This window comes from Streptomyces sp. NEAU-sy36, assembly GCF_013423905.1.
Lineage (GTDB): Bacteria > Actinomycetota > Actinomycetes > Streptomycetales > Streptomycetaceae > Streptomyces > Streptomyces misionensis.
Genome location: NZ_CP058977.1, coordinates 1,873,836 through 1,896,502, shown reverse-complemented (window position 1 = coordinate 1,896,502; position 22,667 = coordinate 1,873,836). Strand labels below are relative to the sequence as shown.

The 22,667-nt window shown below is 72.8% G+C and carries 21 protein-coding genes; 13 read left to right on the top strand and 8 right to left on the bottom strand.

The genetic code is table 11. The features are described 5' to 3' along the window. Nucleotides 1-6 precede the first annotated feature (6 nt). Nucleotides 7-411, top strand: a complete 405-nt coding sequence (locus HZZ00_RS08615) for an ectoine synthase (protein WP_070025367.1) — start codon at nt 7-9, stop codon at nt 409-411. A gap of 6 nt (nt 412-417) precedes the next feature. After that, a complete protein-coding gene (gene thpD / locus HZZ00_RS08610; RefSeq protein WP_180331646.1) occupies nt 418-1,311 on the top strand; it encodes an ectoine hydroxylase in 894 nt (297 codons plus the stop codon). A 64-nt stretch (nt 1,312-1,375) separates the two neighbouring features. On the opposite strand, the gene HZZ00_RS08605 is transcribed toward thpD, so the two are convergent. The 4 genes from HZZ00_RS08605 to HZZ00_RS08590 form a co-directional block, all read right to left on the bottom strand. Further along, nucleotides 1,376-2,428: an aminotransferase class V-fold PLP-dependent enzyme gene (locus tag HZZ00_RS08605; protein WP_180331645.1), complete on the bottom strand. Its 1,053-nt coding sequence runs from the start codon at nt 2,426-2,428 to the stop codon at nt 1,376-1,378. Between the two features lie 96 nt (nt 2,429-2,524). Continuing rightward, nucleotides 2,525-3,244 (bottom strand): DsbA family oxidoreductase, encoded by a 720-nt coding sequence (locus tag HZZ00_RS08600; protein WP_180331644.1) that lies wholly within the window; start codon nt 3,242-3,244, stop codon nt 2,525-2,527. A 74-nt stretch (nt 3,245-3,318) separates the two neighbouring features. After that, entirely contained in the window at nt 3,319-3,828 is a 510-nt protein-coding gene (locus HZZ00_RS08595; RefSeq protein ID WP_180331643.1) for a GNAT family N-acetyltransferase, read from the bottom strand. A gap of 35 nt (nt 3,829-3,863) precedes the next feature. Next, nucleotides 3,864-5,393: an aldehyde dehydrogenase (NADP(+)) gene (locus HZZ00_RS08590; RefSeq protein WP_180331642.1), complete on the bottom strand. Its 1,530-nt coding sequence runs from the start codon at nt 5,391-5,393 to the stop codon at nt 3,864-3,866. A gap of 143 nt (nt 5,394-5,536) precedes the next feature. On the opposite strand from HZZ00_RS08590, the gene HZZ00_RS08585 reads away from it, so the two are divergent. The 3 genes from HZZ00_RS08585 (at nt 5,537) to HZZ00_RS08575 (ending at nt 8,384) form a co-directional block, all read left to right on the top strand. Then, the gene (locus HZZ00_RS08585; RefSeq protein ID WP_180331641.1) at nt 5,537-6,310 is read left to right on the top strand and encodes an IclR family transcriptional regulator; all 774 of its coding nucleotides are present in this window, start codon (nt 5,537-5,539) and stop codon (nt 6,308-6,310) included. A gap of 47 nt (nt 6,311-6,357) precedes the next feature. Next, nucleotides 6,358-6,852: a GNAT family N-acetyltransferase gene (locus HZZ00_RS08580; RefSeq protein ID WP_180331640.1), complete on the top strand. Its 495-nt coding sequence runs from the start codon at nt 6,358-6,360 to the stop codon at nt 6,850-6,852. Nucleotides 6,853-6,926: 74 nt separating this feature from the next. After that, nucleotides 6,927-8,384 (top strand): penicillin-binding protein 2, encoded by a 1,458-nt coding sequence (locus HZZ00_RS08575; protein WP_180331639.1) that lies wholly within the window; start codon nt 6,927-6,929, stop codon nt 8,382-8,384. A 104-nt stretch (nt 8,385-8,488) separates the two neighbouring features. Here the strand turns inward: HZZ00_RS08575 and HZZ00_RS08570 are convergent, their stop codons facing one another. Then, nucleotides 8,489-9,286, bottom strand: coding sequence for an HAD family acid phosphatase (locus HZZ00_RS08570; protein ID WP_180331638.1), 798 nt, complete (start codon nt 9,284-9,286; stop codon nt 8,489-8,491). Nucleotides 9,287-9,573: 287 nt separating this feature from the next. On the opposite strand from HZZ00_RS08570, the gene HZZ00_RS08565 reads away from it, so the two are divergent. Further along, nucleotides 9,574-10,809, top strand: a complete 1,236-nt coding sequence (locus HZZ00_RS08565) for an MFS transporter (protein WP_180331637.1) — start codon at nt 9,574-9,576, stop codon at nt 10,807-10,809. On the opposite strand, the gene HZZ00_RS08560 is transcribed toward HZZ00_RS08565, so the two are convergent. Next, nucleotides 10,746-11,909 (bottom strand): hypothetical protein, encoded by a 1,164-nt coding sequence (locus HZZ00_RS08560; protein WP_180331636.1) that lies wholly within the window; start codon nt 11,907-11,909, stop codon nt 10,746-10,748. The two genes, HZZ00_RS08565 and HZZ00_RS08560, sit on opposite strands and share 64 nt — an antisense overlap. A gap of 164 nt (nt 11,910-12,073) precedes the next feature. Here HZZ00_RS08560 and HZZ00_RS08555 point away from each other — a divergent pair, with 164 nt between their 5' ends. The 7 genes from HZZ00_RS08555 (at nt 12,074) to HZZ00_RS08525 (ending at nt 19,364) form a co-directional block, all read left to right on the top strand. Next, entirely contained in the window at nt 12,074-12,883 is an 810-nt protein-coding gene (locus HZZ00_RS08555) for an NAD(P)-dependent oxidoreductase (protein ID WP_180331635.1), read from the top strand. A gap of 249 nt (nt 12,884-13,132) precedes the next feature. Then, nucleotides 13,133-13,900, top strand: coding sequence for a DeoR/GlpR family DNA-binding transcription regulator (locus HZZ00_RS08550; protein WP_180331634.1), 768 nt, complete (start codon nt 13,133-13,135; stop codon nt 13,898-13,900). Between the two features lie 79 nt (nt 13,901-13,979). Next, on the top strand, nt 13,980-15,350 hold the full coding sequence (locus HZZ00_RS08545) for a sugar ABC transporter substrate-binding protein (protein ID WP_180331633.1): 1,371 nt from the start codon (nt 13,980-13,982) through the stop codon (nt 15,348-15,350). Further along, the gene (locus HZZ00_RS08540) at nt 15,347-16,285 is read left to right on the top strand and encodes a carbohydrate ABC transporter permease (RefSeq protein WP_180331632.1); all 939 of its coding nucleotides are present in this window, start codon (nt 15,347-15,349) and stop codon (nt 16,283-16,285) included. The genes HZZ00_RS08545 and HZZ00_RS08540 overlap by 4 nt, the downstream gene beginning before the upstream one ends. Next, nucleotides 16,282-17,106 (top strand): carbohydrate ABC transporter permease, encoded by an 825-nt coding sequence (locus HZZ00_RS08535; RefSeq protein ID WP_180331631.1) that lies wholly within the window; start codon nt 16,282-16,284, stop codon nt 17,104-17,106. The genes HZZ00_RS08540 and HZZ00_RS08535 overlap by 4 nt, the downstream gene beginning before the upstream one ends. Beyond that, on the top strand, nt 17,103-18,098 hold the full coding sequence (locus tag HZZ00_RS08530; protein WP_180331630.1) for a zinc-dependent alcohol dehydrogenase family protein: 996 nt from the start codon (nt 17,103-17,105) through the stop codon (nt 18,096-18,098). Before HZZ00_RS08535 ends, HZZ00_RS08530 begins: the two co-directional genes overlap by 4 nt. Before the next feature lie 84 nt (nt 18,099-18,182). Continuing rightward, complete coding sequence (locus HZZ00_RS08525; RefSeq protein ID WP_180333430.1) at nt 18,183-19,364, top strand: TerD family protein; 1,182 nt, start codon at nt 18,183-18,185, stop codon at nt 19,362-19,364. 226 nt (nt 19,365-19,590) lie between these two features. Here HZZ00_RS08525 and HZZ00_RS08520 read toward each other — a convergent pair whose 3' ends face one another. Then, complete coding sequence (locus HZZ00_RS08520) at nt 19,591-21,045, bottom strand: alkaline phosphatase PhoX (RefSeq protein WP_180331629.1); 1,455 nt, start codon at nt 21,043-21,045, stop codon at nt 19,591-19,593. A 173-nt stretch (nt 21,046-21,218) separates the two neighbouring features. Beyond that, nucleotides 21,219-22,643, bottom strand: coding sequence for a hypothetical protein (locus tag HZZ00_RS08515; RefSeq protein ID WP_180331628.1), 1,425 nt, complete (start codon nt 22,641-22,643; stop codon nt 21,219-21,221). Between the last annotated feature and the right edge of the window lie 24 nt (nt 22,644-22,667).

The following is a 22,667-nucleotide window of genomic DNA, read 5'->3' as shown; positions in this document are numbered from 1 at the left end:
ACCACCGTGATCGTCCGATCGTTCAAGGACATCGAAGGCACCGACCGGCACATCAAGTCCAAGTCGGGCACCTGGGAGAGCAAGCGCATCGTCCTGGCCAAGGAGCGGGTCGGCTTCTCCGTGCACGAGACCATCCTGTACGCGGGCACCGAGACGCAGATGTGGTACGCCAACCACATCGAGGCCGTCGTCTGCACCAAGGGCGAGGCCGAGCTGACCGACCGCGAGACCGGGAAGACCTACACCATCACGCCCGGCACCATGTACCTCCTGGACGGGCACGAGCGGCACACGCTGCGCGTCAAGGAGGACTTCCACTGCATCTGCGTGTTCAACCCGCCCGTGACCGGACGGGAGGACCACGACGAGAACGGGGTGTACCCGCTGCTCACCGAGCCCGAGGAGGTGTGAGGACCCATGACCACCGCCACTGTGAAGGACCTCTACCCGACCCGTGGCAGCGCCGAGGTGACCGTCCCGCGCCAGGACCCGGTCGTCTGGGGCTCCCCCGACACTCCGGGACCGATCGCGACGGCCGAGCTCCAGTCGTACGAGCGTGACGGCTTCCTCGCCGTCGACCAGCTGATCGGCCCGGACGAGGTCGAGGTCTACCGCCGCGAGCTGGAGCGGCTGGTCGCCGACCCGGCGATCCGCTTCGACGAGCGCTCCATCGTGGAGCCGAAGTCCCAGGAGATCCGCTCGGTCTTCGAGGTGCACCGGATCAGCGAGGTGTTCGCGAACCTGGTGCGCGACGAGCGGGTGGTCGGCCGGGCCCGGCAGATCCTCGGCTCCGACGTGTACGTCCACCAGTCCCGGATCAACGTGAAGCCGGGCTTCGGGGCGAGCGGCTTCTACTGGCACTCGGACTTCGAGACCTGGCACGCCGAGGACGGGCTGCCGAACATGCGCACGGTGTCCGTCTCGATCGCGCTGACCGAGAACTTCGACACCAACGGCGGCCTGATGATCATGCCGGGCTCGCACCGGACGTTCCTGGGCTGTGCCGGTGAGACGCCCAAGGACAACTACAAGAAGTCGCTCCAGATGCAGGACGCGGGCACCCCGTCCGACGAGGCGCTGACCAAGCTGGCGGGCGAGTACGGCATCCGGCTGTTCACCGGCAGGCCGGGCTCGGCGACCTGGTTCGACTGCAACTGCATGCACGGCTCCGGCGACAACATCACGCCGTACCCGCGCAGCAACGTCTTCATCGTGTTCAACAGCGTGGAGAACACGGCGGTGGAGCCGTTCGCGGCGCCGGTGCGCCGGCCGGAGTTCATCGGCGCGCGCGACTTCACCCCGGTGCGGTAGGCGCCTTCGATCACCGGGCCGGGGCCGCCGCGTGTGGGACGGGCGGCCCCAGCCCGGTCATGTCTCAGCCGGCCAGCACGTCGAGCAGCCGGTCCACGTCCGCCGCCGTGTTGTACAGGTGGAAGGACGCACGCAGGTTGCCCGCCCGGTTGGAGACCTCGACGCCGGCCCGGCTCAGCTCCGCCTGCCTGCCGCCGAGTCCGGGCACGGAGACGATCGCCGAGCCGGGCGCGGGCAGCGGTTCGTGCCCGAGCCCGGCGAGCCCGCGCCGGAAGCGGTCGGCGAGTGCCAGGTCGTGCTCGTGCACGGCGGCCACGCCCAGCTCCTCGAACAGCGTGAGCGAGCTGTACACCCCGGTGTAGGTGAACAGGCCGGGGCTGACGTCGAACCGGCGGGCGGAGTGGGCGAGTTCGGCGACCGGTCCGTAGCAGCTGTCCCACGGCTGCTCGGCCGCGACCCAGCCCGCGAGCAGCGGGGTCAGCTCGCCGAAGTCCTCGGGGACCACGAGGAAGGCCGCCCCGTGCGGGCCGAGCAGCCACTTGAAGGTGGTCGCCACCGTGTAGTCGTAGCCGTCCGCGTCGACGGGCAGCCAGCCGGCGGCCTGGGAGAAGTCGACGTAGGTGCGCGCGCCATGGGTGCGGGCCGCCTCGCGCAGCGCGGCGAGATCGGCGATCCGGCCGTCGGCGGACTGGGCGGCGCTCACCGCGACCAGCGCGGTGCCGGGCCGCACGGACTCCGCGAGCCGGTCCAGCGGCACGGCGCGCACCTTGAGGTCGCCGCGCACATGGAAGGGGTTCACCACCGAGGTGAAGTCGTCCTCGGCGGTGAGGACTTCGGCGCCCGCGGGCAGCGCGGCCGCGATCAGACCGGTCTGCGCGGCGACGGACGGACCGGCCGCCACCCGGGTGACCGGGACCCCTGCGAGGCGGGCGAAGGCGGCCCGGGCGTGCTCGACGTTCTCGAACAACGGGTCCAGCGGCCGCCCCTCGGCCCGCAGCTCCGCCGCCTCCCGCAGGGCGGTGACGGTACGGGCCGGGAGCAGGCCGCTGGTCGCGGTGTTCAGATAGGTGTTCTTCGGGCGGAACTCGGCGCGGACGAGGCTCTCGAAGGTCTCCATGAGCCCACTGTGCGGGCCGGGACGGGCCCCGTCCATCGCGCCTTTCCCTGGCGAACGGCCAAGCTGTGCTTATACCACCGCCGCGGCCTGCGGTTTTCAGTCCTGCCGCGGCACCGCGCACCCGTCCGGGCCGCACGCCTCGGCGTCCTGCCGGTCGACCGGCTTCAGCGGGGTCCGCTCGCCCCAGGCCTGGGTGAGCGCCTGGGTGAACACCTCGGCGGGCTGGGCGCCGGAGACGCCGTAGGTGCGGTCGAGGACGAAGAAGGGCACACCGTTCGCCCCGAGCCGGGCGGCCTCGCGCTCGTCGGCGCGGACCGCGTCGGCGTAGGCCTCCGGGTCGGCGAGCACCGCGCGCGCCCGGTCGGCGTCGAGCCCGGCCTCCACGGCCAGCTCCACCAGCCGTTCGTCGCCCTCGGCGAAGACCGACCGCTCCTCGGCGAAGTTGGCCCGGTACAGGATCTGGATCAGCTCGTCCTGCCTGCCCTGCTCCTTGGCGAGGTGCAGCAGGCGGTGCATGTCGAAGGTGTTGCCGTGGTCGCGGCCCCGGGTGCGGTAGTCCAGGCCCTCGGCGGCGGCCTGGGCGCCCAGGTTGTCCTCGCCGGCCTCGGCCTGCGCCTCGCTCATGCCGTACTTCCTGGTCAGCATGGTGAGCACGGACTCCACGTCACCCTTGGCACGGCCCGGGTCCAGCTCGAAGGAGCGGTGCACCACCTCGACCTCGTCGCGGTGCGGGAAGGCGGCGAGCGCCTTCTCGAAGCGGGCCTTGCCCACGTAGCACCAGGGGCAGGCGATGTCGCTCCAGATCTCGACGCGCATGTCTTCGTTCTCTCCAGGTCGTACGGGTGCGGAGCCGCTCTCCGCCCGGTACGTGAACGTTCAAGTGCCGCTGGTCATTCCGCCGGCGGCACGGCGTACCGCAGGAAGAGGTGGTGGTCGCCCTCGGCCGGCGGGGTCTCCGGGTCGGGGACCCAGCCCCGCCGGGCGTAGAAGCCCTGGGCCCGCAGGTTGTCCACGTGGACGTCGAGCACGGCGGTGCGCCGCCCTCCGGCCCGCCATTCCCCGACGCAGGCCGCGTGCAGGGCGGTGCCGATGCCGGCCCGCCAGCGGTCGGGGTCGACATGGAACTGGAACAGCTTGACGGTGTCCGCGCCGGCCCCGTCCGGGGTGCGGAAGGAGGCGATCCCGACCAGCCGCCCCGCCTCCACGGCGCACAGCACCCGTCCGTCCGGGCGCTCGATGGACCGCCGCCACGCCTCCACCCAGTCGAAGTCCGCCCGCGGCACCCCGTCCGGGTAGTAGGTCGAGCGGGCCCGCAGGTGCAGCCCGGCGATGGCCTCGGCCTCGGCGGGCAGCGCGGCGCGGATCCGCAGGCTGCCCCGGTCGTCTCGTATCGCGGTCATGCGGCAGGGGACGTCCGCCGGGGCCCCCGCGGTTCCTACCGCTCCAGGACGCCCTTGAACCGCCGGGGGACGCCGAGCGGGTTGTCGTCCCGCAGCTCGGGCGGCAGCAGGGCCGGCGGGGTGTTCTGGTAGGCGACCGGGCGCAGCCAGCGCTCGATCGCGGTACCGCCCACCGACGTCGACGTCGAGGTGCTGGCCGGGTAGGGGCCGCCGTGGTGCTGGGCGGGGGCCACGGCGACGCCGGTCGGCCAGGCGTCGACGACCACGCGGCCGGCCAGAGTGGTGAGCAGGGCGAGGAGTTCGCCGGCCGTGCCCGCGCCGCCGGCCTCCCCGGCGGAGAGGTGGACCGTGGCCGAGAGGGTGCCGGGCAGCCGGGACAGGACGGCCGTGGCCTGCGCCTCGTCCGTGTAGCGGGCCACCACCGTGACCGGGCCGAAGCACTCCTCCAGGAGCAGGTCGTGGGTTCCCGGCGCGGTCAGCCTGCTCGCCGGCACGGTGAGGAAGCCCGCGCTGACCAGGTGCTCGCCGCAGGCGCCCGGGGTCACCGGGGACGCCACGTCGGGCAGGGCGGCGCGCTCGCGGACCCCGGCGACGAAGGCGTCGCGGATGCGGTGGTCGAGCGGCACCCCGGCCTCGGTGGCGCTCACCGCGTCGGTCAGATGCTTCAGCACGCCGTCGCCGGCCGCCCCGGAGGGCACCAGGACCAGGCCGGGCTTCACACAGAACTGGCCGACGCCGAGGGTGGCCGAGGCCGCCAGGCCGGTGCCCAGCTCCTCGGCACGCTCGGCCGCCGCGGCCTCGGTGATCAGGACCGGGTTGAGCGAGCCGAGTTCGCCGTGGAAGGGGATCGGCACCGGGCGCGCGGCGGCGGCGTCGTACAGGGCGCGTCCGCCGCGCGGCGAACCGGTGAAGCCCGCGGCGGCGACCAGCGGGTGCCCGATCAGTTCGACGCCCGCGTCGAAGCCGTGCACCAGGCCGAGGACGCCCTCGGGGATGCCGTGTTCGGCGGCGGCCCGGCGCAGCACCTTGGCGACCAGTTCGGACAGGGCCGGGTGGTCCGGGTGGGCCTTGACGACGACCGGGCAGCCCGCGGCCAGCGCGCTCGCGGTGTCGCCGCCCGCGACGGAGAAGGCGAAGGGGAAGTTGGACGCGCCGTAGACGGCCACGACGCCGAGCGGGACCTTCCAGCGGCGCAGGTCCGGGACGGGCGGGGTGGCGGCGGGGTCCGGGTGGTCGATGACGACGTCCAGGAAGGCGCCCTCCTCGACGATGTCCGCGAAGGCCCGCAACTGATAGGCGGTGCGGGCGAGTTCGCCGGTCAGCCGGACCGGGCCCAGCGCGGTCTCGGCGTCGGCGGTCTCCACCAGGCCCTCCCGGGCCGCCTCCAGGCCCGCGGCGGCCGAGCGCAGGAAGGCGGAGCGGACGGCGCGCCGGGCGAGGGCGCCGCGCGCGGCGTGCGCCGCCCGGACGACCGCGTCCACCTCCTGGGCGGTGGCCTCGACCGCGACCTGTTCCCGCCGCTTCCCGGTACGCGGGTCGACACTCCAGACTGGTGCTGCTGCCACCGCGGGTCCCTCCCAAAAGGCCGCACTTGACCGGGTCAGCCCGAGCACGCCGTTCGCTATGCTGAACGGCGTTTCTGATGCTGAACATGCTGCTCGGAGACTGTATATCTCAGGTCCTCGTCGAATCGAAGGGGTCAAGGGCGATGACGGCAGGCGACGCGGGGGGCGGGGCGCAGGTCAAGTCCGCGGTACGGACGGTCGAACTGCTGGAGTACTTCGCCGGCCACCCCGGGATGCACTCCCTCGCGGCCGTCCAGGAGGCCGTGGGCTACCCCAAGTCCAGCCTGTACATGCTGCTGCGCACCCTGGTCGAGCTGGGCTGGGTGGAGACGGACGCGACGGGCACGCGGTACGGCATCGGGGTGCGGGCGCTGCTCGTCGGCACCTCCTACATCGACGGCGACGAGGTGGTGGCCGCCGCCCGCCCGGCCCTGGACCGGCTCTCCGAGGACACCACGGAGACCATCCACCTGGCCCGCCTCGACGGCACCAGCGTCGTCTACCTGGCCACCCGCCAGTCCCAGCACTACCTGCGCCCCTTCACCCGGGTCGGACGCCGGCTCCCGGCCCACAGCACCTCCCTGGGCAAGGCGATCCTCGCCACGTACGACGACGAGGAGGTGCGCAAGATGCTGCCCGCGACCCTGCCGTCGCTCACCGAGCACACCCTCACCGATCGGGAGGAGCTGATCGAGGAGCTGCGCCAGGTGCGGGAGCGGGGCTTCGCGGTCGACCGCGAGGAGAACACGGTGGGGCTGCGCTGCTTCGGCGTGGCCATCCCGTACCGCACCCCGGCGCGCGACGCCGTCAGCTGCTCGGTGCCGGTGGCCCGGCTGACTCCCGCCCATGAGCGGACGATCAGGGACGCGCTGTCCGACGCGCGCGAACGGCTGGCGCTGGCGACACGGAGGCTGTGAGCGCGGCGAGCGCCGCACGCGGTCCGGCCGTCGTAGTCTCGGGCCCCATGGAGATCGCACTGCGGACGGTGGAGGACGAGGATCTGCCGGTCTTCTTCCGGCAGATGACGGACCCGGAGTCGCTCCGGATGGCCGCGTTCGGCCCGAAGGACCCGACCGACCGGGACGCCTTCGAGGCACGCCTCAAACGTGTGCGGGCCTCCGGCGACGTGCTGCGCACCGTGCTGGCCGACGGACGGGTGGCCGGCAGCGCGGCGGTCTACGGCGAACCCGGCGAGCGCGAGGTGACGTACTGGATCGACCGCGGGTACTGGGGCCGGGGTGTGGCGACGGCCGCGCTGCGGGCGCTGCTCGCCGAGGTCCCGGAGCGGCCGCTGTACGCGCGGGCGGCGGCGGACAACGCCGCCTCGCTGCGGGTCCTGGCCAAGTGCGGCTTTCGCGAGACCGCCCGTGCCCGGGGCTTCGCCAACGGCCGGGGCCGGGAGATCGACGAGGTGGTGCTCGTCCTGGCGGCCGGCGCGCGGGACGAGACGGACACCTGAGCGCAAGATGAGCGGGCGATGAGAAATCGGCCGGACGGGAACGTTCCGCCCGTTCGGCTCGTCTCTCGGTCGGGATGAACAAGACGATCAGACGGGCGTCCGTCTTCGCGCTGCTGCTCGTGCTCGCCCTGCTGGTGCGGGCGACCTGGGTGCAGTTCTACGACGGCAAGGCCCTCGCGGACGACACTCTCAACCGGCGAGGCGCGATCGAGACGTACTCGCGGCCGCTGGGGAACATCATCGTGGCCGGGAACGCGATCACCGGCTCCGCCAGGACGAAGGGAGGCGACCTCGCGTACAAGCGGACCTACACGGACGGCGCGCTGTACGCGGCGGTGACCGGCTACGCGTCGCAGGCCTACGCGCCCACGCAGCTGGAGGGCATCTACACGGACCTGCTCAACGGCACCGACCCCCGGCTCAAGACGGTGATGGACACCCTGACCGGCGAGCGGGCCTCCCCCGGGGACGTGGTCACCACCATCGACCCGGCCGTGCAGAAGGCGGGCTACCGCGCCCTCGGCGGCAAGAAGGGCGGCGCCGTCGCGATCGACCCCAGAACCGGCCGCATCCTCGCGGCGGTCTCCACGCCGTCGTACGACCCCTCGGCGCTCACCGACGCCAACACGGCCGGGCCGTCCTGGCAGCGGCTCAACGCGGACCCGGACAAGCCGCTGACCAACCGCGCGCTGCGCCAGCCGCTGCCGCCGGGCTCCACGTTCAAGCTGGTGGTGGCCTCGGCCGCGCTGGAGAGCGGGCTGTACAAGGACGTGGACCAGCGCACCGACAGCCCCAACCCGTACCGGCTGCCGGGCACCGTGCGCGACATGGACAACGAGAACCCCTCGGCGCCCTGCGCGAACGCCTCCATCCGGGTCGCCCTCCAGTACTCCTGCAACAACGTGTTCGCCAAGATGGCCGTCGACCTGGGGCAGGACAAGGTGCGGGCCATGGCCGAGAAGTTCGGCTTCAACGACGACCACCAGGACGTGCCGGTGCGCGCGTACACCAGCGTCTACCCCACCGGCATGGACAAGTCCTCGACCGGTCTGACGGGCATCGGCCAGTACGACGTCACCGCGACCCCGCTGCAGATGGCCATGGTCTCCGCGGCGCTCGCCAACGGCGGCGAACTCGTCTCCCCGCACATGGTGTCCCGCACCGTCGACAGCGGCGGCGACGTGGTGCAGGACTACGACGGCCACACCGCGACCAAGCGGATCGTCAGCGCCCGGACCGCCGCCCAGCTCCAGTCGGCCATGGAGACCGTGGTGAAGGAAGGCACCGGCACCAACGCGCTGATCGACGGGGTGACCGTCGGCGGCAAGACGGGCACCGCGCAGCACGGCGAGAACAACAGCAAGACGCCGTACGCCTGGTTCACCGCGTTCGGCAAGTCCGACAGCACCGGCAAGGAGGTGGCCGTCGCGGTGATGGTCGAGCAGTCGGACGCGGCGCGCTCGGAGGTCAGCGGCAACGGGCTGGCGGCGCCGGTGGCCAGGGCGATGATGGCGGCGGCGCTCAAGGGCTGACGACGACCGCGCCCCCGCCGCGGCGCCGTGCGCGCGGGCGGGGGCGGTGGCCGTCAGGAGGTCCCGGGGGCCTCGCGGCCGGCTCCGAAGACGTCCGGGCGGCCTCAGCCGACGAAGTACGTCGGGTTCGGCAGCTTGTACGTGCGGCCCGTGTGGCCGCCGTCCAGGTCCGAGTACTGGTCGCCGAAGTCGGCGATGAAGGTGTAGCCGAGGTCGTCCTCGATGTGCTTGCGGGTGCCCGCCTTGTACTGGACGGTCGTGCAGGTCCAGGTGCCCGGCGTGGCGCAGTCCTTCAGGTAGGCTGGCGGGTTGGCCGAGTTCTTGAGGAACATGTGCCCGGCGTCCAGGTTCACGTCGGCGCCGACCTTCTTCAGGTTGGCGACCGCGGCAGCGCGCTGGGCCTCGGTGAGGCCGGAGTTGTAGAAGACCTCGACGCCCTTGGACTGGGCGTAGCGGATCAGCTCGGGGCTGCCGAAGACGGCGGGGCGGTCGGCCCGGTTGACGTAGTCGTTCCAGGTGGCCGAGTTGTAGCCGTAGTTGTTGCGCTTCTCGTAGTCGAGGCTCAGCAGCACGGTGTCGTCGATGTCGAACATGACGGCCGGCTTCTGGTGGTGCTTGCGCGCGGTGTGGGCGGCCTGGTCGATGTGCTTCCTGGCGTCCGCGTCGATGCGCGCGAGGTCCTTGGCGTACGGGCTGTCCGGGGACGCCTGGTAGACGCCGTTCCCGTCGGCGGTGGTGCCGTAGTAGGTGTCGATGTCCTTCGTCAGGAGCCCGATGTTGTAGGGCTCGTGCGTGGAGTTGGCGGTGGACTGGCCGGCGGTGGCCGCGCCCGCGCCGTACAGCGCGGCACCGGCGACGACGCAGGCGGCACCGACGGCAGCCGCTCTGAGGGACTTCCGCATGGGTTCTCCGGATCTGGTGGATGGAGTGATGTACCAGGTCACGGATTGTCTACGCGCATAACAAGCGGTTGGGCGAGGCCTGTTACCCGATCGATACGGACGTCTTTTTCCAGCCATGCCGGCCCGCCACCACAAAACCCCCGGCCGCGGTGGGGCGTTCGGGACATTCCGGGACGCGAGGAGTGGTCGTACCTAGGCGGCGACCGGCCAGCCGCCCCGGAACCCGTCGGCGAATAGGGCATCTCCCCGATCCGTCCGGCCCCTCCTCAGATCCACGATGGCTTGGCATGACGACCTCTTCGACCGTGCTCCGGGTGCTGCGCGACGGGAACGCGGGCCGGTACCTGACGGGCCTGGTGGTGAACGCGTTCGGCACCTCCGCGCTGTGGCTGGCCTCCGGCGTCTGGGTGAAGGAGCTCACCGGGTCCAACGGGCTGGCCGGTCTGTGCATGCTCGCGCTGTGGGCCCCCACGCTGGCCGGCCCGGTCCTGGGCACCCTCGCCGACCGCGTGCGCCGCAAGCCCCTGATCATCACCGTGAACCTGATCGTGGCCGCCCTGCTCCTCACCCTCTTCACCGTCGACTCCCCCGCCCGGCTGTGGCTGCTCTTCGCGGTGCTGGTTCTGTACGGCACCGCCGGGGTGATCACCGACGCGGCGGAGGCGGCCCTGATCACCGACGTCGTCCCCGCCGACCTGCTCGGCGACTTCAACGGACTGCGGATGACCGTCACGGAGGGCATGAAGCTCGTCGCCCCGCTCACCGGGGCGGGCCTGTACGCGGCCTTCGGCGGTCCGGCCGTCGCCTGTCTGGACGCGGGCACCTTCGTCGTCACCGCGGTGCTGTGCGCCCTGCTGCGCGTGCGGGAGAGCGGCCCGGCGCCCGCGGACGGCGGCGCCCGGCGCGGCCGCACCGCCGAGGGCGTGCGCTATCTGTGGGGCCATGCCGGACTGCGCCCCCTGGTCCTGGCGGGCGGTACGACGATGCTGATCAGCTCCCTGTGCGCCCCGACGCTGTACGCCGTGGTCGACCGCCTCGGCCACGCCCCCGCCTACACCGGCGTGCTCTACGCCGTCCAGGGCGCGGGCTCGGTCGCGGTCGGGCTGCTCACCGGCCCCGCGCTGCGCAGGCTCGGCGGCCGGGGGTTCGCGGCGGCGGGCATCGCGCTGACCGGGCTCGCCGTGTCGGCGCGGGCCCTGCCGTGGGACGCGGCGGCCCTCGCGGCCTCCCTGGCGGCCGGTCTGGGCCTGCCGTGTGTGCTGATCGCCGCGCTCACCGCCGTCCAGCGGGAGACTCCCGGCCCGCTGCTCGGCCGGGTCACGGCCACCGCGAACACCCTGATGTTCACGCCGAACGTCCTGGGCCTCGCGCTCGGCGCCGCACTGGTCGAACTGGCCGATCCCGTACTGCTGTTGCCCTGTTACGGCATCGCGCTGCTCCTCACCGCCGTCCCGCTCGTTCAGCGCGCCGCCAGCGCCTCGCGCACCGCGGCGAGGTCCCCGTCCGACGCCAACCCGGCGTGATACAGCCGCAGTTCGGCCGCGCCGGCCGCGCGGGCCCGGGCCGCGTCCACCGCGAGGGCGGCCGGACTGCCGCCCATCCCGGTGACCACGGTGAAGTTGGCGGCCAGCACCGTCCCTTCGCGGGCGTGCGCGGCGAAGGGCGCCAGCAGATCCGTGCCACCGGTGCAGGGGACGACGACGCCGTCGGCCACGGAGAGGACGTGCGCGGGATCGGCCCCCGCGTTGGCACCGCAGCGGTGGGTGTGGGGGTCGGCGTGCAGCAGCACCTGGAAGCCGTCGGGCGCGGCGGCGCGCACGGCGGCCACGGCCTCCTCCTGGAGCGTGCGGGCGGTCCGCTCCCGCCAGGCCAGCGTGGCGGCGGCCGTCCGCGCGCCGAGCAGTTCCGCGAGGGTCGGCAGGCCCCGGTCGGCCACCGCGCCCCGCCACAGCGGATCGAGGGCGGCCCGGACGGCCCGCGCCAGCTCCCCGGGGTCCAGCCCCTGTTCGCCGTAGCCCGTGCGGCAGTGCGGGCAGAAGCACAGGGACATCAGGTACTCCCCGGCCTCCCCCAGGGCGACGCCGGAGATCTTGTCGTGGGCGTGCAGATGCCGCAGCCCGTACCAGCCGAGGGACTCCAGCTCGGTGCCCTGCGTGCCCGGGCGTACCGCGGCCTCGGCGGCCAGGTCGGTGAGGTAGGCGCGGACGGCGGGTCCGGCGATGCAGGGCGCCCAGGGGTAGGGGTCGCCGTAGGCGTTGACGACCGAGGTGTCCGGGTGCTCCGCGCCCAGCCGGGAGTTGTGCGCGAGCACCACCCAGCTGTGCACCGCGAGACCGGCGGCGGCCAGCGCCCGCGCCGCCTCGCCGTACGCGTCGCCGGGGGCCCAGCGGCCCGCGGGGTACGGGCGCAGGGCGCGGCCGGCCCAGCGCGCGCCCGGCGGGTAGAGGACGGCCGCGTGCTCGGCGGTGACGACGCGGTGCCGGGGGTGGCGCGGGGTCAGGGCGCGGGTGGAGTGGTAGGCGGCGGCGAGGGTCACCTGTTCGACGCCGAGGGAGGCGATCCGGGCCGGGGCGTCGGGGTCCCCGTTGACGTCCCAGGGGTAGACGAACGCCGAGGCCTTCACGCGTGCTCCCATCCGATCGGTGCCGGAGCCGGACCGGCGTGGGTACATTCTTCTGACCGATGTCCATATTCGTGAACGGCCTCACGCTAAAGGGCCCGGGGAGAGCCGGTCAAGGAAGGCGAACCAGGGCCCTGCGCAGGACCGTTGACCCGAGGAGGCCGAGGATGTCCGCTGCCCGCACCGTTCTGCTCACCGGCGCCGCCGGCCGGATCGGCACCCTGATGCGGCCCCTGCTGCCGGAGTACGGACACACCCTGCGGCTGTTCGACGTCCGGCCCGTCGAGGGCGTGCCGGACGCCGTCACCGCCGACCTCGCGGACCCGGTGGCGCTGCGCGAGGCGGTGCGGGGCGTGGACGCGGTGCTCCATCTCGCCGGCATCTCCCTGGAGGCGCCGTTCGAGAAGATCCTGAAAACCAACATCGAGGGCACCTACCGCCTGTACGAGGCCGCGCGGGAGGCGGGCGTGCGCCGGATCGTGTTCGCCTCCTCCAACCACGCCGTCGGCTTCGCCCCCGTGCCGCGCCCCGGCGAGGCGCCGGTCCCCGTCGGCACCCCGCACCGCCCGGACACCCTCTACGGCCTGTCCAAGTGCTTCGGCGAGGACCTGGCCCAGTACTACTGGGACAAGCACGGGCTGGAGACCGTCTCGGTACGCATCGGCTCCTGCTTCCCCGAGCCGGACAGCGTGCGCGCCCTGTCCACCTGGCTGAGCCCGGCCGACTGCGCCCGGCTCTTCCACGCGGCCCTGACCGCCGAGCACGTCGGCCACACGGTGGTCTACGGCTCCTCCGCCAACACCCGTCTGTGGTGGGACCTGAGCAGCGCCCGGGCCCTCGGCTACACACCGCGGGACGACTCCGAGCCGTACGCCGCGCGGCTCCTCGCCGAGCAGGGCGAACCGGACCTCACGGACCCGGCCCGGAACCGCCTGGGCGGCCCCTTCGTCACCGACCCGCCGGTCTGGCCGTACTGAGCCCCGGAGGGGTCGTGGTGCCCGGGCGGGCAGCGAACGGGCCGGTCGGCGGGCGGATTCGGGCACCGGGGACGCCCGTTTCCACACGGGCCCTCGCGCCCGCGCAGGTCCGCGGCGGGCACACCGCTCGGCAAACGGGCCCAACCGGGCAGCATCGGGCGGGCAACAGGCCTGGTCAGGGCGGCGGACCGGGAGTACAACTTCCCCCATGGGCCCGAACGGGCAGCTTTCGGGGAGGTGGGTGACCGGATGACCAGGACGGCGGAGGAACGCCGGCACGAGATCGTGCGGGCGGCGCGCGCCACCGGCTCGGTCGACGTCACCGCGCTCGCCGCCGAGCTGGGCGTGGCCAAGGAGACCATCCGGCGCGATCTGCGCTCCCTGGAGGACCACGGGCTGGTCCGCCGCACCCATGGCGGGGCCTACCCGGTGGAGAGCGCCGGCTTCGAGACCACGCTGGCCTTCCGGTCCACCAGCCAGGTGCCCGAGAAGCGCCGGATCGCCGCGGCGGCGGCCGAGTTGCTCGGCGACGCCGAGACGGTCTTCGTCGACGAGGGCTTCACCCCCCAGCTCATCGCCGAGGCGCTGCCCGCGGACCGGCCGCTGACCGTGGTCACCGCGTCCCTGCCGGTCGCGGGCGCGCTCGCCGGGGCAGACCACGTCCAGGTGCTGCTGCTCGGCGGCCGGGTGCGGTCCGGCACGCTGGCCACCGTCGACCACTGGACGACGAGGATGCTCTCCGGATTCGTCCTCGACCTCGCCTACATCGGTGCCAACGGCATCTCCCGCGAACACGGCCTGACCACGCCCGATCCGGCGGTCGGCGAGGTCAAGGCGCAGGCGATGCGGGCGGCGCGGCGCACCGTGTTCGCGGGTGTGCACACCAAGTTCGGCGCGGTGAGCTTCTGCCGGTTCGCGGAGGTCGGCTCGTTGGAGGCGATCGTGACGAGCACCCTGCTCCCGGCGGCCGAGGCCCACCGTTACGCCCTGCTGGGCCCGCAGGTCATCCGGGTCTGACGGTCCAACCCCCACCCCCACAGGTGCGTCCCTGTCCGCGGGATGCCCCTTACGTCCCCATACATCCCAGGAGTGATCCATGCGCACCCCGAGCCGACGGAGGCCGCGAGCCACGCTCGTCCTGGCCGCCGCAGGGACGCTGCTCACCCCCCTGCTGTCCGGCTGCTGGGTCGGGGCGGGCGGGGCCGGATCCGGCGGCGACTCGATCAACGTGCTGATGGTCAACAATCCGCAGATGGTGGAGTTGCAGAAGCTGACCGCGACGCACTTCACCAAGGAGACCGGCATCAAGGTGAACTTCACCGTGCTGCCGGAGAACGACGTCCGCGACAAGATCAGCCAGGACTTCGCCAACCAGGCCGGCCAGTACGACGTCGCCACCCTGTCCAACTACGAGATACCGATCTACGCCCGCAACGGCTGGCTGCGCCCGATGAACGCGTACGTCGCCAAGGACCCGTCGTACGACGAGCAGGACGTGCTCGCCCCGATGCGCCAGTCCCTCACCGGCGACGACGGCAAGCTCTACGGCCAGCCCTTCTACGGCGAGTCGTCCTTCCTGATGTACCGCAAGGACGTGTTCGCGGCGAAGGGCCTGACCATGCCCGCCCACCCCACCTGGCAGCAGGTGGCCGACCTCGCCGCCGAGGTGGACGGCGCCCGGCCCGGCATGCGCGGCATCTGCCTGCGCGGACTGCCCGGCTGGGGCGAGCTGATGGCGCCGCTGACCACGGTGGTGAACACCTTCGGCGGCACCTGGTTCGACACGAAGTGGAAGGCGCACCTGGACTCCCCCGAGTTCGAGAAGGCGACGAAGTTCTATGTCGACCTGGTGCGCAGCCACGGCGAGTCGGGTGCCGCGCAGTCCGGGTTCGCCGAGTGCCTGAACGACTTGACGCAGGGCAAGGTCGCCATGTGGTACGACGCCACCTCCGCGGCCGGCTCCCTGGAGGCCAAGGGCTCCCCGGTCAAGGGCAGGCTCGGCTACGCGCCCGCCCCGGTCGAGAAGACCGAGTCCTCCGGCTGGCTCTACACCTGGGCCTGGGGCATCCAGCAGTCCTCCCGCAACCCCGACAAGGCCTGGAAGTTCGTCTCCTGGGCGTCCGGCAAGGAGTACGAGCGACTGGTCGGCGAGACCAGCGGCTGGTCGAACGTGCCCGCGGGCAAACGGGCGTCCACGTACGAGAACGCCGACTACCGCAGGTCGGCGGCGGCCTTCCAGGAGATGACCCGGCAGGCCATCGAGAGCAGCCGGCCGAACGACCCCGGGGTGCAGCCGCGGCCCGCGCCCGGCATCCAGTTCGTCGACATCCCCGAGTTCACCGATCTCGGCACCAAGGTCTCCCAGGAGATCAGCGCGGCCGTCGCCGGACGCCAGTCCGTCGGCACGGCCCTGAGGAAGTCCCAGCAGCTCGCCGAGAAGATCTCCAAGGAGTACGAGGGACGATGACCGCCACCACCACGGCCCCGCTCGCGGCCGCTCCCCCGAGAACGCTGAAACGGCCCCCCGCCCGGCTGCGCGCCTGGGCCACCCGGGCCCCGCTGCTGCCCGCCCTCGTCTTCATGATCGTGGTCACCCAGCTGCCGTTCGTGGCCACGCTGGTGATCTCCTTCTTCGACTGGAACGCCCTCTATCCCAAGGCCCGCCGCTTCACCGGCCTCGACAACTACCGCCAGGTGCTCACCGACACGGACCTGCGCCACTCGGTGTGGACGACGGTGCTGCTGACGGTGGCGGTGGTGCTGGCCAGCCTGGTGCTGGGGCTGCTCCTCGCCCTGCTGCTCGACCGGCGTTTCCGCGGCCGGGGCGTCGTGCGCACCCTGCTGATCGCGCCCTTCCTGGTGGTACCGGTGGCCGCGGCGCTGCTCTGGAAGCACGTGCTCTACAACCCCGAGTACGGCCTGCTCAACGGCCTGTTGCACTACGTCGGCGGCCCCCAGCCGGACTGGATCTCCCGCACCCCGCTGCTCGCGGTGGAGGCCTCCCTGGTGTGGCAGTGGACGCCGTTCATGATGCTGATCCTGCTGGCCGGGCTGCAGAGCCGGGACCAGCAGCAGATCGAGGCGGCCCGGGTCGACGGCGCGAGCGACTGGCAGATCTTCCGCCACCTCACGCTGCCCCATCTGCGCCGCTACCTCGAACTCGGCGCCCTGCTCGGCTCGATCTACATCGTGCAGAACTTCGACGCGGTGTTCACCCTCACGTCCGGCGGCCTCGGCACGGCGAACCTGCCGTACACCGTCTACCAGAGCTTCTACCAGGCCCACGAGAACGGTCTCGCCTCCGCCGCGGGCGTCCTGGTCGTCATCGGCTCGATCGTCATCGCGACCTTCGCCCTGCGCGTGGTGTCGTCCCTGTTCCGCGAGGAGGTGGGCCGCTCATGACCGCGGTACGCCGTCACGGTCTCGGGCTCGTCGCCTGGCTGGCCGGCATCGTCTTCTTCCTGCCCATCGCCTGGATGGCGCTGACGTCCTTCCACTCGGAACAGGACGCGGCGACCAACCCGCCGTCCTTCGCCGCCTCCCTCACCCTGGACGGCTACCGCGAGTTCTTCGGCACCGGCGGCGGCGCGAGCCCCTGGCCGGCGCTGGCCAACTCCGCGGTGGCGTCGGTCGCCTCGACGCTGTGCGTGCTGCTGCTGGCCCTCCCGGCGGCCTACGCGCTGTCGATCCGCCCGGTGCGCAAGTGGACGGACGTGCTGTTCTTCTTCCTGTCCACCAAGATGCTGCCCGCCGTGGCGGGCCTGCTGCCGATCTATCTCTTCGCGAAGAACGCCGGGATGCTCGACAACATCTGGCTGCTGGTCATCCTCTACACCGCGATGAACCTGCCGATCGCGGTGTGGATGATGCAGTCCTTCCTCGCCGAGGTGCCGGTCGCGGTCATCGAGGCGGCCCGGGTGGACGGGGCCCGGCTGCCCACGATCCTGGCCCGCGTGGTCGCCCCCATCGCCCTGCCCGGCATGGCGGCGACGGCACTGATCTGCTTCATCTTCAGCTGGAACGAGCTGCTGTTCGCCCGGGTGCTCACCGGTGTGGTCGCCGAGACCGCGCCCGTCTTCCTGACCGGCTTCATCACCAGCCAGGGGCTGTTCCTGGCCAAGGTGTGCGCCGCGTCGCTCGTCATCTCCCTGCCGGTGCTCGCCGCGGGGTTCGCCGCCCAGGACAAGCTGGTCCAGGGCCTGTCGTTGGGAGCCGTCAAATGAAGGCCGCCGTCATCGAGTCCGTGGGCCGTGCCGTCGTCACCGAGGTCCCCGACCCGACGCCGGGCCCCCGCGAGGTCGTCGTGGAGGTCGCCGCGTGCGGGCTGTGCGGCACCGATCTGCACATCCTCCAGGGCGAGTTCGCGCCCAAGCTGCCGATCGTGCCGGGCCACGAGTTCGCCGGCACGGTGGTCGCGACCGGCACCCAGGTCACCGAGGTCGCGGCCGGCGACCGGGTGGCGGTGGACCCGTCCCTGTACTGCCACGAGTGCCGCTACTGCCGCACCGGCCACAACAACATGTGCGAGCGCTGGGCCGCGATCGGGGTGACGACGGCGGGCGGCGCCGCGCAGTACGCCGTCGCGCCCGTCGCCAACTGCGTCAAGCTCCCGGAACACGTCCGCACCGAGGACGCGGCCCTGGTGGAGCCGCTGTCCTGCGCGGTGCGCGGCTACGACGTCCTCCAGTCCCGGCTCGGCGCGCACGTCCTGATCTACGGCTCCGGCACCATGGGCCTGATGATGCTGGAGCTGGCCAAGCGCACGGGCGCGGCGAGCGTGGACATGGTGGACGTCAACCCGGCCCGGCTGGAGACCGCCCGGCTGCTCGGCGTCTCGGCCGCGGCGGGCGGCGCGGACGAACTGGACCGGCCGCAGGGCTGGGACGTGGTGGTGGACGCGACGGGCAACGCGGCGGCCATCCAGGACGGCCTGGGACGCGTGGCGAAGGCGGGCACCTTCCTCCAGTTCGGGGTGGCGGACTACGCGACCCGGGTGACGATCGACCCGTACCGCATCTACAACCAGGAGATCACCATCACCGGCTCCATGGCGGTGCTGCACAGCTACGAACGGGCGGCGGAGCTGTTCGCGAACGGCGTCCTCGACCCCGAGGTCTTCATCAGCGACCGCCTCCCGCTGGACCGCTACCCGCAGGCCCTGGAGCAGTTCGCGGCGGGCGTGGGGCGCAAGATCGTGGTCATGCCCCAGCGGTGACGCGCCCGAGGCCGCCGGCGCGGTCGATGCGCGTGGTAAGGGAACGGTAAACCGGATTCGTTCGTTACCCCCCACATGACAGCTATGACCCCCGGCTCGAACATCCCGCTGGCCGCCGCGCGCGTCACGGTGGACGTGGCCGCCCCCGTGCGGCTGGACGTCTCCGGCCTGCTGCTCGCGGGCGACGGCAAGGTGCGCTCGGACGACGACTTCATCTTCTACAACCAGCCGTCCGGACCGGGCGTGACCTACCGGTCCGGTGGCGGTGCCGCTCCCGACGCGATCACGGTGGACACCACCGCCGTGCCGCCGGAGATCGAGAAGATCGTGGTCACCGCCAGCCCCGACGCGGCCGGCCAGACCTTCCAGGGCATCGAGCCGACGGCCACCATCCGTGACGCGGACGGCGGCGCGCCGCTGGCCACCTTCACGCCGCCGCAGCTGGGCGCCGAGACCGCGCTGGTCGTCGTGGAGATCTACCGCCGGGGCGGCCAGTGGAAGGCCCGCGCGGTCGGCCAGGGGTACGCCGACGGCCTGGCGGGCATCGCCACCGACTTCGGTGTGACGGTGGAGGAACCGGCGACGGCGGCCCCGCCGCGGCCGGTGGCACCCCCGCAGCCGGTGGCGCCGCCGGTTCCGGCCGCTCCCCCGGTGCCGGCCGCCCCGCCCGCCCCCGCGCCCGGCACCGGGAAGATCAACCTGGACAAGGGGCGGGTGAGCCTCCAGAAGAACCAGACGGTGTCCCTGGTCAAGGGCGGTCGCCCGCTGCTGTCCCAGGTGCGGATGGGGCTCGGCTGGGAGCCGGCGTTCGGGGGCGGCGACATCGACCTGGACGCCTCGGTCATCGCGTACGGCCCCGAGCGCAACCACGTCGACAGCTGCTACTTCGGCAAGCTGACGATCCTCAAGGGCGCGGTCAAGCACTCCGGCGACAACCTCACGGGCGAGGGGGCGGGCGACGACGAGGTGATCGTCGTCGACCTCGGCCGCATCCCGCAGGAGGTCACCGGTCTCGTCTTCACGGTCAACTCGTTCTCCGGCCAGAAGTTCACGGACGTCGCCAAGGCGTACTGCCGCCTGGTCGACGCCGCCACGGAGGAGGAACTCGTCCGCTTCGACCTCACCCACGCCGAACCCGAGACGGGCGTCATGATGGCCAAGCTGATCCGCCAGTTCTCCGGCGAATGGGAGATGACGGCGCTGGGCGACTTTGTGAAGGCGCGGACGGTCCGGAACATGGTGGAACCCGCGGCGAAGGCCCTTTGACGAGGGGTTCGCCGGGGCGGCGTGGGGAGCCGGCCGGGGCGGCTCCCACGCCCCCGGGGGTCTCACGACTGCCGGGGCCGGCGCGCGTCCCGCCCCTCCTCCGGCAGCGCGACCGTGCGCGGGGATGGAGGAGGGGGCCGGGACGGGCCGGGCACCCACCGTGTGGCGCGCCTCCCGAGATCAGGTGGGCCGAACGCGCGTCACTCCGGGCGGGCGGGCGAATCGACTACTTGGGCTGGCGCTTCCAGGGCCCGGTGATGGCGACCATGATGCCCGGGGTCTGGATGTTGGCGTACAGGGTCCGCCCGTCGGGCGAGAAGGTGACGCCGGTGAACTCGCTGTACTCCGGCTCCTGTTCGGTGCCGATGTTCAGCTCGTTGCGGGCGATCGGGTACGTGCGGCCGCTGTCGGTGGCGCCGAACAGGTGCTGGACGCCCTCGCCGTCCTCGGCGATCACGAGACCGCCGTACGGCGAGACCGTGATGTTGTCCGGGCCGTCGAACGCGCCGTCCCGGCCCGGGTCCGGGTTCACGCCGATCAGCACCTTGAGGGTGAGGGTCCGGCGCCGGGGGTCGTAGAACCAGACCTGGCCGTCGTGCTGGACCGGGCTCTCCGCACGGGCGTAGGAGGAGACGACGTAGACGCCGCCGTCGCCCCACCACATGCCCTCCAGCTTGCGGGCGCGGGTGACCTGGCCGTCGCCGAACTGCTTGCGCGTGGACACCGTGCGGGCGTCGCGGTCGGGCACGTCGACCCAGTCGACGCCGTACACCGTGCCGGTCCTCGTGGCGCGGGAGAGGTCGTCCACGAACCGGCCGCCGGAGTCGAAGCACTTGAACGCCTGGAGGGCGCCCGCGTCGTCGGCGAGGGTGCGCAGCCGGCCGTGGCCGTGCCGGAAACCGGCCGGCGGGGTCCAGCGGTAGAGCAGTCCGTTGGGGCCGGAGGCGTCCTCGGTGAGGTAGAGGTGGCCGCGCTTGGGGTCGACCACGACCGCCTCGTGGGCGTACCGGCCCAGCGCCTTGACCGGCTTGGGGTCGCGGTTGGCCCGGCGGTCGGCCGGGTCCACCTCGAAGACGTAGCCGTGGTCCTTGGTCATGCCGTTGTGGCCGGCCTTGTCCTCGGTCTCCTCGCAGGTCAGCCAGGTGCCCCACGGGGTGTTGCCGCCCGCGCAGTTGGTCGAGGTGCCGGCGATGCCGACCCACTCGGCGACATGGCCCCGGCGGACCTCGACCACGGTGCAGCCACCGGCCGCGGCCGGGTCGTACACCAGGCCCTCGGTGAGCGGCACCGGGTAGGTCCACTTGGCGCGCGGGCCCGCCAGTTCGTGGTTGTTGACCAGCAGGGTGGTGCCCCGGGGGCCCTCGAAGGTGGAGGTGCCGTCGTGGTTGGACGGGGTGAACTCCCCGGACTCCAGACGGGTCCTGCCGCTGTAGGTGACGATCTCGTACGAGAAGCCCGCGGGCAGGGCGAGGATGCCCTCGGGGTCGGACAGCAGCGGGCCGTAGCCAGGGCCGGGGTGCCCGTGTTCCGCGGCGTCGCCGCGGCCCGCGCGCGCGGTGTCGGTCTCCGTGGACGCGAGGGCGTTCGGCGCGGTCGCCAGGGCGCCGACGCTGCCCGCCAGGGCGATCCCGGCCCCGGTGAGCGCGGATGTCCTGGCGAAGTCCCTGCGGGTGAGCGACATGGTGTCTCCTGTGACGGATGGGTGGGCCGTGGAGGGCGGCGGACCTCGTTCGGCGCACACGCTCCCGCCGGTGCCTGAACGGGAGTTGAACAGGAGGCCGCATCGAGGTCCCTTGTTCAAGAATCCGTATACCCGACCCCATGGCCGTCCCAAGCCCGGACCGCCCCGGGTGCTCAGCCCGCTTGCTGCGACCTCGCCTTGAACGCGGCCTTGCGGGCCTCCTTCGCCACCTTCTTGTCCGGGTGCAGCCGGCCCATCGCCTCCAGTACGTCGGCGGTCGCCGGATGCTCCACCCGCCACGCCGCCGCGAAGAACCCGCTGTGCTGCTCGGCCAGTCCCTCCACCAGGGCCTGGAGTTCCTCGGAGTTGCCCTCGGCGGCGAGCTGCGCGGCGACGGTGTCGATGGTCAGCCAGAAGACCAGTTCCTGGGACGGCGCCGGCACCTCACCGGCGCCCCGCTCGCTGAGCCAGACCCGGGCCAGGCCGCCCAGTTCGGGATCGTCCAGCACCTCCCGCAGCGCGGGCTCGGCCTCCGCGCCGACCAGGGACAGCGCCTGCTGGCAGCGCAGCCGCCGCAGCGGCGCCCCGGCGTCCGCGCCGCGCGCCGCGGCCAGCAACTCCCGTGCGGCGGCGAGCGGTTCGTGGCGGGCCAGCCACTGCTCGGTCTCGGCGCGGGCGGCGGCCGGCCCGAAGCCGGCGGTGCCGTCCAGCAGCGCGTCCGCGCCCTTGTCGGCGAGGTCGCCGACGGCCGGCGCGTCGAAGCCCGCCTCCAGCAGCCGGGCGCGCAGCCCGTACGCGCCGAGCGGGGTGAGGCGGACCATGCCGTACCGGGAGACGTCGGTCTCGTCCAGCGGGGCCCCGGGCTCCTCGTCGGCGTCGGCCATCAGCGCCTCGTCCACCGGCTCGTACTCGACCAGGCCGACCGGCTCCAGCGTCCGGAACTGGTCGTCCAGGCGCATCATCGCGTCGGAGACCTGCTCCAGCACGTCGTCGGTGGGTTCGCCCATGTCGTCGGGCACGATCACGGACGCGGCGAGGGCGGGCAGCGGCACGGGCCCGTTCCCGGCGCCGTCCTCACTCACGGTCAGCAGATAGAGGTTGCCGAGGACGGCGTCGAGGATCTCCGCCTCCGCCTCGGGGTCCCAGTCGAGTGACGAGAAATCGATCTCGCCGCCCTCGTCCAACGCGTCCACCAGATCGTCCAGGTCGGGCACGCTCGCGTCGGCGAGCACGGTCTCCAGGGCGGCCAGCCACACGGTGAGCACCTCGTGCGGGGAGCCGGTGAGCAGCCCCAGCGCCTCGCCCGCGCGGACCGTCCCGGCCTCCTCGTCGGCGATCTCGACCAGGCCGGAGTCCAGCGCGACCCGCCAGGCCTCGGCGGCGTAGGCGGCCGCGTCGTCGCCGGTGAGGCCCAGCTCTTCGGCGGCGGCCGGAAGCTGTTCCTCGATCAGGCTGCCGCCCGCGTCCACCCGGGTGCCGGGGCCGGCCCAGCGGGCGAGGCGGGCGGCCCGGGAGAGCAAGGGCGTGGACAGCGCGGCGCGCGCCAGCTCCGCTTCGGAGTGCAGCCGTACGGGCGGCAGGGGGGAGCTGTCTGACATCGGCTGGATCTCCTCGGAGCGTGA

Bases quoted from the DNA above. Each gene is read 5' to 3' on its own strand.
- thpD (WP_180331646.1), top strand. From the start codon at position 418: ATGACCACCGCCACTGTGAAGGACCTCTACCCGACCCGTGGCAGCGCC.
- HZZ00_RS08605 (WP_180331645.1), bottom strand. From the start codon at position 2,428: ATGGAGACCTTCGAGAGCCTCGTCCGCGCCGAGTTCCGCCCGAAGAAC.
- HZZ00_RS08600 (WP_180331644.1), bottom strand. From the start codon at position 3,244: ATGCGCGTCGAGATCTGGAGCGACATCGCCTGCCCCTGGTGCTACGTG.
- HZZ00_RS08595 (WP_180331643.1), bottom strand. From the start codon at position 3,828: ATGACCGCGATACGAGACGACCGGGGCAGCCTGCGGATCCGCGCCGCG.
- HZZ00_RS08585 (WP_180331641.1), top strand. From the start codon at position 5,537: ATGACGGCAGGCGACGCGGGGGGCGGGGCGCAGGTCAAGTCCGCGGTA.
- HZZ00_RS08580 (WP_180331640.1), top strand. From the start codon at position 6,358: ATGGAGATCGCACTGCGGACGGTGGAGGACGAGGATCTGCCGGTCTTC.
- HZZ00_RS08575 (WP_180331639.1), top strand. From the start codon at position 6,927: ATGAACAAGACGATCAGACGGGCGTCCGTCTTCGCGCTGCTGCTCGTG.
- HZZ00_RS08570 (WP_180331638.1), bottom strand. From the start codon at position 9,286: ATGCGGAAGTCCCTCAGAGCGGCTGCCGTCGGTGCCGCCTGCGTCGTC.
- HZZ00_RS08565 (WP_180331637.1), top strand. From the start codon at position 9,574: ATGACGACCTCTTCGACCGTGCTCCGGGTGCTGCGCGACGGGAACGCG.
- HZZ00_RS08555 (WP_180331635.1), top strand. From the start codon at position 12,074: ATGTCCGCTGCCCGCACCGTTCTGCTCACCGGCGCCGCCGGCCGGATC.
- HZZ00_RS08550 (WP_180331634.1), top strand. From the start codon at position 13,133: ATGACCAGGACGGCGGAGGAACGCCGGCACGAGATCGTGCGGGCGGCG.
- HZZ00_RS08545 (WP_180331633.1), top strand. From the start codon at position 13,980: ATGCGCACCCCGAGCCGACGGAGGCCGCGAGCCACGCTCGTCCTGGCC.
- HZZ00_RS08540 (WP_180331632.1), top strand. From the start codon at position 15,347: ATGACCGCCACCACCACGGCCCCGCTCGCGGCCGCTCCCCCGAGAACG.
- HZZ00_RS08535 (WP_180331631.1), top strand. From the start codon at position 16,282: ATGACCGCGGTACGCCGTCACGGTCTCGGGCTCGTCGCCTGGCTGGCC.
- HZZ00_RS08530 (WP_180331630.1), top strand. From the start codon at position 17,103: ATGAAGGCCGCCGTCATCGAGTCCGTGGGCCGTGCCGTCGTCACCGAG.
- HZZ00_RS08525 (WP_180333430.1), top strand. From the start codon at position 18,183: ATGACCCCCGGCTCGAACATCCCGCTGGCCGCCGCGCGCGTCACGGTG.
- HZZ00_RS08520 (WP_180331629.1), bottom strand. From the start codon at position 21,045: ATGTCGCTCACCCGCAGGGACTTCGCCAGGACATCCGCGCTCACCGGG.
- HZZ00_RS08515 (WP_180331628.1), bottom strand. From the start codon at position 22,643: ATGTCAGACAGCTCCCCCCTGCCGCCCGTACGGCTGCACTCCGAAGCG.